We start from the raw sequence: 2,861 nt of genomic DNA, 5'->3' as shown, positions 1-2,861 counted from the left end.
CGCGCCGAACCGCCCGTGCCACCACGCCCCCGCGCTGATTCTGCAGCAGCCGCTGCCAGACATGGGCCGGCTCGACCTCCGGTATGAGCACCGTGATCCGGCAGTCGGGGTGCTCGCCGGCGAGCCGGCGGACGTACGCCGCGACGGGCCGGCCCAGTTCCCGCGTCGGCGAGACGACCTCGTACAGCCGCACGCCCGGCCGCCACAGTTCCCAGTCGCGCCGCAGCAGCGCCGCCGCCTCGCGGTCCTCGGGGTCGGGGTGGGTGACGGTGACGGCGACGACCTCGTCGCCGAGGGAGACCGCCGCGGTCAGGGCCTCGCTGGTGAGCGCGGAGAGCCCGGAGACCGGGACCACGACCAGGGAGCGCGACCGGTGCGGCGGCGCCGGCACCCGGCCCAGGCCGAGGCATTGGCCGATCCGCGCGTAGGCGCGGTGCACGGCCTCGAAGACCGCGACGAGCAGCGGCAGGGCGAGCACGATCAGCCACGCGCCGTCGTGGAACTTCGTGGCCGTGACGACGATCGCGCTGACGCCGGTGAGGAGCGCGCCGAGGCCGTTGAGGGCCGCGCGGCCGGCCCAGCCCGCGGACCGCTGCCGCCGCCAGTGGAGCACCATGCCGGTCTGGGCGATGGTGAAGCCGACGAAGACGCCGATCGCGAAGAGCGGCACGAGGGTGTTGGTGTCGCCGCCGGAGAAGACGAGCAGCGCCGCGGAGACCGCCGCGAGGGCGAGCACGCCGTGGCGGTGCACCTGGCGGTCGGCCTTCAGGCCGAAGACGTGCGGCAGGTAGTTGTCGCGGGCGAGGAGCTTCAACAGGACGGGCAGTCCGCCGAAGGACGTGTTGGCGGAGAGCGCCAGCAGCGCGGTGGTGGCGAACTGGACGACGTAGAAGGCCGCGTTGTGGCCGAGGGAGGCGTCGGCGAGCTGGGCGAGGACGGTGACGCCCTCGACCGGCTGGAGGTGGAAGCGGGAGATCAGCACGGCGAGGCCGATCAGCATGACGCCGAGGATCGCGCCGAGGGCGATCTCCGCGTGCTGGGCCCGCCGGACGGCCGGCGCGCGGAAGGAGGGCACGGCGTTGGCGATGGCCTCGACGCCGGTGAGCGCCGAGCAGCCGGAGGCGAACGCCTTGAGGAGCAGGAGCGCGCCCACGGTGGTCGCGTCGTCGGCGAGCAGGGAGGCGTGGCCGGCCGACGCCTCGACGGAGGCGGGCGCGTCGCGCAGCAGCCCGGCGACGATCAGCGCCAGGATCGAGACGATGAAGACCGCGGTGGGGACGATGAAGGCCCGCGCGGAGTCCACCACGCCCCGCAGGTTCACGGCCGTGATCAGGGCGAGCACGGCGAGGCACAGCCAGAGGCGGTCGTCGAGGAGCCCGGGGAAGGCGGAGGTGAGGGCGGCGACGCCGGCGGTGACGGCGACGGCGACGTTGAGGACGTAGTCCAGGACGAGGGACGCGGCGGCCACCAGGCTGGTGCGCCGGCCGAGATGGGCCTTGGCCACGGCGTAGGAGCCGCCGCCGTCCGGGAAGGCGGCGATGACCTGGCGGTAGGAGGCGACGAGCACGGCCAGTAGCGCGGCGATCGCAAGGGTGACGGGCAGGGTGAAGCCCAGGCCGTGGGCGCCGGCCGCGGCCAGGACGAGGACGATGGCCTCGGGGCCGTACGCCACGGACGCCATGGCGTCCAGGGAGAGGGCGGCGAGCCCGGTGACGGCGGTGAGCCGGTGCCGCGCGGCGGGGTCGGCCCCGGCGGCCCCCTCGGCCCCGGCGGGCCGCTGAGACCCCGCGGACCCCTTGGACCCCTTGGACCCGGGCGGCCGGTCGGTCCCGTCGTGGCCGGGGCCGGCCGCGGCGGTACGTGCGCGGGCCGGCGCCGTCGCGCCGGTATCCGGGGGTTCCTCGGCCGTCGTGGCGTCCGGGGAACCCGTGCCTCCGAGGGGCGTCCGTGGCATCGGCATGGTGCTCATTTCCTCGTCCGTGGGCCCGTGGGTCCGTGGGTGGTTCCGCTGCAGGACCCAGGGTGAGCAGGGGTTTTCCGCTGCGCGCCGGCTCTTGGCGCGTCTCTTGCGCCGCGCGGGCGCGTCTTCACGGGATCTTGACGCCGCGGCCGCGCCGCGCGTCTCGGGTGGGCGGGGCCGTTCGGGGATGCGGCCGGGGCCCGGCCGGTGGCGCGGCGGGACCACCCGGGCCGTATTCCCCGCGCCGTGTCATCGGCGCGTCAAGGAATCCCAGGGTCGCGTCAACGGCGTGTCAACGCCCGGAGCGGCGCCCGGGCGCGCGCCTAGCGTGCGGCCATGGCACGCGACACCACCCGGCCGCCCTCGCGGCCCGAGCCCGTCGTCACGCCCGAGCCGTCCGGCGACGGCCCGGTGCTCGCCCGCAACCGTGAGTGGCGCGGCGAACTGCGCGCCGCCGCGCTCGCGTCGGCGGCGCTGCTCGCCCTCCTGCTGCTGTGCGACGCCCTCAACGGCACGCTCGACGGGCCGCGCGCCGGCTGCTGGTGCGCCCTCGGGCTGGCGCTGCTGCTGGTGCTGTACCCGCCGCGGGTGACCGCGGGGAAGGGCTGGCTCGCCGCCCGGGGGCCGCTGCGCGAGCGGCGGGTGCGCACGGACCTGCTCACCCGCGTGACCCTCGCCGAGGGCATGGCGCCCCGGCTGGTGCTCGGTGACGTACGGGGCCGGCGCGTCGAGATCGACGCGGGCGTGCTCCGGCGGAACCCGCTGATCTGGCACGAGCTGGACGCCGCGGCGCGGCGCTCCCGCGAGCGCGGGCTGCTGCGGGGCGGGGAGACACTGGAAATCGCCACCGCGCCGTTCGTCCACCTCTTCGTGGCCCGCGGCTCCCTCGAACTGGAGGGCG

Annotated in this window: 2 protein-coding genes; one reads left to right on the top strand and one right to left on the bottom strand. The window is 76.2% G+C overall.

Annotated features, from left to right (window positions below; all coding sequences use genetic code 11):
- Positions 1-1,960 (bottom strand): APC family permease (locus ACSNOD_RS30205; protein ID WP_436770267.1); only part of this gene is annotated, 1,960 nt, incomplete at its 3' end.
- A gap of 336 nt (positions 1,961-2,296) precedes the next feature.
- Here ACSNOD_RS30205 and ACSNOD_RS30200 point away from each other — a divergent pair.
- Positions 2,297-2,861: hypothetical protein (locus ACSNOD_RS30200; RefSeq protein ID WP_436770266.1), on the top strand; the 565-nt coding region annotated here is incomplete at its 3' end.

This window comes from Streptomyces sp. URMC 123 (assembly GCF_051386515.1).
Lineage (GTDB): Bacteria > Actinomycetota > Actinomycetes > Streptomycetales > Streptomycetaceae > Streptomyces.
Note: the sequence above shows the minus strand (reverse complement) of the source record. Positions and strands in the feature narration are given on the sequence as shown.